5 protein-coding genes are annotated in these 6,770 nt (G+C 40.0%); 3 read left to right on the top strand and 2 right to left on the bottom strand.

What is annotated here, in order from left to right; translation table 11 throughout:
• Window positions 1-169 precede the first annotated feature (169 nt).
• Window positions 170-1,633 (top strand): DEAD/DEAH box helicase, encoded by a 1,464-nt coding sequence (locus H5185_RS05575; RefSeq protein WP_259396175.1) that lies wholly within the window; start codon window positions 170-172, stop codon window positions 1,631-1,633.
• Window positions 1,634-1,729: 96 nt separating this feature from the next.
• Here the strand turns inward: H5185_RS05575 and syd are convergent, their stop codons facing one another.
• Window positions 1,730-2,380, bottom strand: coding sequence for a SecY-interacting protein (syd, locus tag H5185_RS05570; protein WP_182741567.1), 651 nt, complete (start codon window positions 2,378-2,380; stop codon window positions 1,730-1,732).
• A gap of 54 nt (window positions 2,381-2,434) precedes the next feature.
• Here syd and queF point away from each other — a divergent pair, with 54 nt between their 5' ends.
• Together queF and H5185_RS05560 are read left to right on the top strand one after the other, a co-directional pair.
• Window positions 2,435-3,292, top strand: a complete 858-nt coding sequence (gene queF, locus H5185_RS05565; RefSeq protein ID WP_124016962.1) for an NADPH-dependent 7-cyano-7-deazaguanine reductase QueF — start codon at window positions 2,435-2,437, stop codon at window positions 3,290-3,292.
• A 383-nt stretch (window positions 3,293-3,675) separates the two neighbouring features.
• Window positions 3,676-5,199 (top strand): S10 family peptidase, encoded by a 1,524-nt coding sequence (locus tag H5185_RS05560; protein ID WP_182741566.1) that lies wholly within the window; start codon window positions 3,676-3,678, stop codon window positions 5,197-5,199.
• Here the strand turns inward: H5185_RS05560 and H5185_RS23275 are convergent.
• Window positions 5,196-6,056, bottom strand: coding sequence for a 4'-phosphopantetheinyl transferase superfamily protein (locus H5185_RS23275; protein WP_273059385.1), 861 nt, complete (start codon window positions 6,054-6,056; stop codon window positions 5,196-5,198). The genes H5185_RS05560 and H5185_RS23275 overlap by 4 nt on opposite strands.
• Between the last annotated feature and the right edge of the window lie 714 nt (window positions 6,057-6,770).

Below are 6,770 nucleotides of genomic sequence, written 5' to 3'. Positions count from 1 at the left end.
CCATGACCAATCTTCGTTACATTGTTAGGCTCGCTACTTTATTCAGAGCCCTAGGTTCATCTGGTGATACAGATGGTTCACTCAAAAGCGGTGAACAGCGCTTCATACGACCTCACGTCGCACGCACCAACTTGAGTTACAACAATCGAAGTGGTTAAAGCGCGCTTATCTGTTTTTTATTCAAGGATCAATAAACCAATGGCACCATCAATGGCATGCATTAGATACCATTAACAAACGCACCATTGAACGTGAAACACTTGCTTCTGACTATCTCAATGCACTTAAAAAAAACAACTTAAAAACATTAGTCAGCCAACACCGAAAGTCTCTTCAAGCATTTAACCAAGCAATACGCAGTCGAACCTCCAGTAAACAACTCGCCCAGTTTGCGAAGATTGAATATGCCAAGTTATTTGCTGCATTTCCCATCTGGTTGGTGAGCTTAAATAGCCTGCACAAAGTATTACCGCTTAACAGTGAAATGTTTGACTTAGTGATTATTGATGAAGCCACGCAATGCAATATTAGCAGCTGTTTACCGGCCTTATATCGTGCAAAACGGGCACTAATTGTTGGCGATACCAAACAATTAAAACACTATTCATTTTTAGCCAGAGCTAAGCAGAATCAATTATTAAGTAAAAATAATGTGCCTGAAAACAACCAGAGCGCCATCAGTTATCGAGATAATTCTATCTTAGATTTAGCCCTAAAAACCTTAAACACCGATAAAGAGCTGGCCTTTCTAGATGAACATTTTAGAAGTAAACCTGAACTCATCCATTTTAGTAATCAGTCTTTTTATCATTCAAGATTAAAAGTCATGCAACACCGACCTTGTACTAGCTCAGGCCATTTGCACCTTCATCGACTAAAGGGGATCCGCGACACATCCGGCGTAAATCATCAAGAAGCACAATGCATCCTAGCTGATATTCAAGCTCAAATAACAACCGACAATAACACTGGCATAGCCCACAGTATCGGAGTCATCTCACCTTTCAGCGCTCAAGCAGAACAGATTGCCGCACTGATTGAAAAGCATATTCCTCAAGCCGATATCATTAAACACAATATTCGCGCTGCTACGCCGTTTGGTTTTCAAGGTGAAGAACGAGATATTATGTTGATTTCGTTTGCAATTGATAATAACAGTAAACATGCAGCAGCCTACCTAAACAAGGCCGATGTATTTAATGTCACCATTACCAGAGCACGTCAAAAACAGTCGTTATACCTGTCAATTGATGACTCACAATTGCCAGAAAATAATCTACTGCGGTGCTATATAGCATCAATGACCACTTTTCATGCCGAGCATAGCGTCACCTCAGAAATAGACGCATTTCAACAACAAATCATTGCAGCATTACAAGAGCAACAAATAGAAACATGGCCGGGTTATGCCATTGTTGGCACAGAAATAGATATTTTATGCCGTTATGCTAACAAGTACCTTGCCATCGATCTTATTGGCTTTCCTGGACCATGGGCTAATTTTTTCGAACTGACAACCTACAGGTTATTTGAAAGAGCAGGAGTTGAAATATTGCCATTAAGCTATGGTCTGTGGGTTGTCGATAAGCAAGCATGTATTGATAAAATAAAGTCTACGCTGTTATTACCATGATAAGAAAAGCTAAGCGGGGATGATTTATAAGATTAAACCACTGTGGATGCATTAAGTATTGAAACACTCAAAAGAGCATTTCAATACTGCTGATGGTTATTTTTTACGTAAAAAATGTCGTCCCATGGTTTTGATCCGCAGCCAGATCCCAGGATGCTCAGCAACAATCTCAACTTCTTCTATGGGTTTAACTGGTGGGGTTATTAACGGAGAGAGTTGCTGCAGAAATTCTGTTAATGATGGTGCAATCTGAGTAGTTTGTTTTTCGCCTGGTATTTCTATCCATACGCTGCCATCATCATTGTTTACAGTTAGCATTTCGTCACCATCACCTAACACGCCGATAAACCAAGTTGCTGGTTGTTTAAGCTTTTGCTTCATGATCAAATGACCAATTACATTTTGTTGCAAATTTTCAAAGTCAGCTTGATTCCACGCTTGGATTAATTCACCTTCGCCAAACGATGCAGTAAACGCCAATGGCGCTGAAAAATATTGCCCATAAAATGCATGAATATCTTGGTGTAACTGAATATTTAATGCATGCTCTACATTACTAAAGTCGCCTGTATCATCCCGTTTAACAGGTTGCCAGAATACGATTTTATCGTTATTCGCATCAAATGCACCTTGAATACATACCGAATCCTCGCCCAAAGGATAATAGCGCGGAAATTCAGATAGGGTATCTTGATAAGAATTAAGATATTTTTTAATGAAGCAATCTAATGCAGATGAACAAGACACTTAAGCCACTCGTAGTTTATAATAAAACCATATTTTGACACGGAAACCGATTAGATGACACACAATCACGACCCTTATAGTGACGCTGCAGCATTAAAAGGCCTAACATTAGGCCGTGCAACTGCTTATCAAGCTGAGTATGACGCGTCACTGCTGCAAGGGGTTCCTCGTAAACTTAACCGAGATGCTATTGAATTAAGCGGTGAACTGCCTTTTCATGGTACCGATATTTGGACAGGGTATGAATTGTCTTGGCTTAATGCCAAAGGCAAGCCTATTGTTGCTATTTTGGAAGTTCAGTTAGATATCAACAGTGTCAATTTGATTGAATCTAAGTCTTTTAAACTGTACTTGAATAGTTTTAACCAAACTAAATTTGACAGTGTAGAAGCCGTACAAGAAACCTTAAGCCGTGACCTAAGCACTTGCGCCCAAGGTGAGCTAAGCGTAAAAGTCATTGAGCCTAAGTTTTTTAATCTTGAACGTATCATTGATTTACCGGGTAGCTGTATTGATGAGCTAGACATTGAAGTTAATGAGTACGCCTTTAACCCAGATCATTTATTAGACAGCACAGATGCAGATAAGAATGTCGCTGAGACACTAAATTCTAATCTATTAAAATCTAATTGTTTAATCACCTCACAGCCTGATTGGGGCAGCGTGATGATCCGTTATCAAGGCCCTAAAATTGACCGTGAAAAACTGCTGCGCTACTTAATTTCTTTCCGTCAGCATAATGAATTTCATGAACAATGCGTTGAACGTATCTTTGTCGACTTAAAGAAATATTGCCAATGCACTAAGCTAACCGTATATGCACGCTATACCCGCCGTGGCGGCTTAGACATCAATCCTTATCGCAGTGATTTTGAAAATCCACCAGAGTCGAACCGTCTAGCAAGACAGTAATTGCTTTTGAACTGACTGCAAAAAAGCCTTTATCTTTGATAAAGGCTTTTTTAATTAATCTACCGATCTTTTTAAGCCATACGATCATTCTTCGCCATTCTCAGTGAGGTATTAATACTTGCACTAGGTTCTTTTTAATAACACTTTTCGAGCAGTACTCAATGTCATTAAGCCTAGGTTTAAATGAATATAAGGCCTAAATCGATCGGTATATCATGAGCATAATACCTTCTACACACATTGATAATACACATCACAAACATCACTTAATATGGCACAAACTTTTACAATATAGCCTTGTTGTTCGCAACACATTTGAACAATCGCTATGCTAATCTGCAGTCTACTCGACCACAAATGACTAACATAACCAGAGAGTTCTTATGCTCAAATCACTTTTACATACAGGTTTAATCGTGCTTTTTTTACAAAGCGCCTGCATCTCATCAAACGCTTTTGCTAACGATATCAGACAAATACCCATTGATGAAAAAGTAGTGACCGAGCATAAAGCGAAGATCAATGGTAAAACCATCCCCTATAAAGCCACGACAGGAACTCAACCCGTATGGGATGAAGAAGGTCATCCGACCGCGACCTTGTTTTACACTTATTACCAACGTACTGACGTTAAAGACGACACTAAAAGACCGTTAATTATTTCATTTAATGGTGGCCCAGGATCTGCCTCGGTGTGGATGCACATTGCCTATACTGGACCTAGAGTATTAAATGTGGATGACGAAGGTTACCCACTACAACCTTATGGCGTCAAAAATAACGACAGCTCAATACTGGATATTGCCGATATCGTTTACGTTAATCCTGTTAACACCGGTTACTCAAGAGTATTGCCAAATGATGAAGGCAAAATGCCTTCAAAAGATGAGCAACAAAAAATGTTTTTTGGAGTAAAAGCCGATATAAAATACTTAGCAGAATGGGTCACCACATTTGTGTCTAGAAATGAACGCTGGCGCTCACCTAAGTATTTAATTGGTGAAAGTTATGGTACTGCAAGGGTTTCCGGTTTAGCCCTTGAACTGCAGAACAATCAATGGATGTATCCTAATGGGGTTATCTTAGTCTCACCCACAGATCTTGGTATTGAGCGAAATGGCCCTGTAAAGGCAGCTAATCGCTTACCCTATTTTGCCGCTGCAGCTTGGTACCACAAAGCACTTGATACTGATTTACAGCAACAAGATTTAACACCGATTTTAGCTGAGGTAGAGCAATTTACCTTAAATCAATATCTACCAGCACTCGCCAAAGGCAGTTTTATTGATCCAGATGAAAAGCTGCGGATTGCCCAACAAGTTGCTCATTATTCAGGGCTTAGCCTAACGGATGTACTGCAAAGTAATTTAGATATCGACACTGATTACTTTTGGAAATCCTTATTGCGTGACCGCAAGCAAACCATAGGCCGTTTAGATTCACGTTATACCGGTATCGATGAAAAAGTCGTTGGCGCAAGTCCTGACTATAATGCAGAGCTTACCTCTTGGCTTCATAGTTTTACTCCAGCAATTAATGATTACCTGCGTACCGAACTGAACTATAAAACTGATATAAAATACAATATGTTCGGACCAGTTCATCCGTGGGATAGAAGCGGTAATAAAACCGGTGAAAATTTACGCTTGGCAATGGCGCAAAACCCATACCTCAATGTGATGATCCAATCCGGTTATTATGATGGTGCAACTAATTATTTTGATGCTAAATACACCATGTGGCAGCTTGACCGCAGTGGCTTAATGAAAGACAGGTTATCATTTAAAGGCTATCGCAGTGGCCACATGATGTATCTTCGTCACGATGACTTAAAGCAATCAAATCAAGATTTACGCCAATTTATTAACTCCACATTACCAACAGAACAACAAGCGGCAAAATACTAGTCGTGTGAAGAAGGTATTAATTGCGCCAACGAAATTATCGACATCGTTGGCGCTTTTATGTGCAGCAAAGACTGAGATTGCATATCACCAATACACACGCTGAAGCGGTAATATGGGCTCAATCGGCCAAAGTAAAACTGCCATTGCGGCTCGTGATAATCGAGCGCTGAAAAATGGATATAATCACTGGCTGCGATAGTAGGATATTGATCATTAACAGCTTCAAACACGCTATTAGCAGCAAATGTAAACCCAAAAGAGGTTAACGACTGCGCCAGCCCTTTGCCTGTTGCTTTAATAAAGGCCTCTTTCAACGCCCATAAATCAAAAAAACGTTGGCGTTGTAACTCAAGCGGCAATGCCATCAAATCTTCTATTTCAACAGCAGAAAAGTAGTGATTCAAAATAGCTTCTATTTTGGTACTACTGCGTTCACGCTCAATATCAACACCAAATGACAAGGCTGTTTCAGCGGCATATGCTTGCTTATTACTGACAATGCCGATCATTAGCCAATCGCCGCTATGGCTCAAATTAAAATGCAGCCCAGTTTGAACCAATAAGTCTTCGCTAAGCGCCGGTTTACCCTTAGCACCATAGCTAAAACGCCACTCAAAAGGTTTTAGATCACTATGAAGTGACATAATAGCCCGAAGCGCTAAACGCACTTGTAAACCAGTATTGCGCGCCGATTCACTTCTGTAACGACTAACCTTAGCAACCTCGTCATCGGTTAACCAATTTAAGGCTAAACCAGCCTCGTAATCTGCAGCACAAAGCGCACCATCCAGTGGCACAAAATAAATATGTGGCTGAAAAAGCGGCTGAGATGAGTTTATAGGAGATGAAACAGACATTAAAACAAACAAGGCTCTATTAAAGGTTAATACCGTTAAATTACCTCAATAAGCTCGATTCAGCGAGGAATTTGTCAAACTCCTTGTATCACGGCGGTTACAAGTCAGCATAGTTAACCTGATAATCGTTATGTTAACTTTTACTGTTGATGATTAGTGCTAATTCATCAACAATCATCACCATAACCACACCATCGAAAGCTTGAACATTTATGCGCATAGTCAGCCTAGTCATTATATTACTGTTATCGTTATTCAGCTCAAACGCTGCATTTGCCCAATGGCACCATCAGCAAAGTGGCGATTAAATCAAGCGAACTCAATAACCCCAAGTTAGAGCGTCAATTAACCTTAGTGTTGCGTTCAATTAACTTCCCTGCCGAAAGTATCGCTGTAATGACCACCATCTGAGCCATTGATTTCTTTCCAAGTTAATTGGCTTTAAAAACCGATAAAATTGTTCCAAAGCCGGTAATGGGACTGCTCGTTAGCGGCTTTTTACTCAAATAATATACCGTTTAATTGACGGCTAAATAATTGCCAAAATAACGCGGTTTCAGGGCAATTACAGCGACGATGTAAGCATTGAAACATAGCCTTAATAATCGTTTTTACCGCTCAGATCTTGTTTTTAGTCTCGGGTGATTGTATCGGAGTGAAACCTCAGGTAATCTGCTTTGTGCTAAAAAAAGCATAAATGGATATTTGGACTCA

Origin of the sequence: Shewanella sp. SG44-6 (genome assembly GCF_014164185.1) — a bacterium.
GTDB lineage: Bacteria > Pseudomonadota > Gammaproteobacteria > Enterobacterales > Shewanellaceae > Shewanella > Shewanella vesiculosa.
Note: the sequence above shows the minus strand (reverse complement) of the source record. Positions and strands in the feature narration are given on the sequence as shown.

Excerpts from the sequence above, each read along its gene's own strand:
- queF (WP_124016962.1), top strand. The coding sequence starts at position 2,435 with ATGACACACAATCACGACCCTTATAGTGACGCTGCAGCATTAAAAGGC.
- H5185_RS05560 (WP_182741566.1), top strand. The coding sequence starts at position 3,676 with ATGCTCAAATCACTTTTACATACAGGTTTAATCGTGCTTTTTTTACAA.
- H5185_RS23275 (WP_273059385.1), bottom strand. The coding sequence starts at position 6,056 with ATGTCTGTTTCATCTCCTATAAACTCATCTCAGCCGCTTTTTCAGCCA.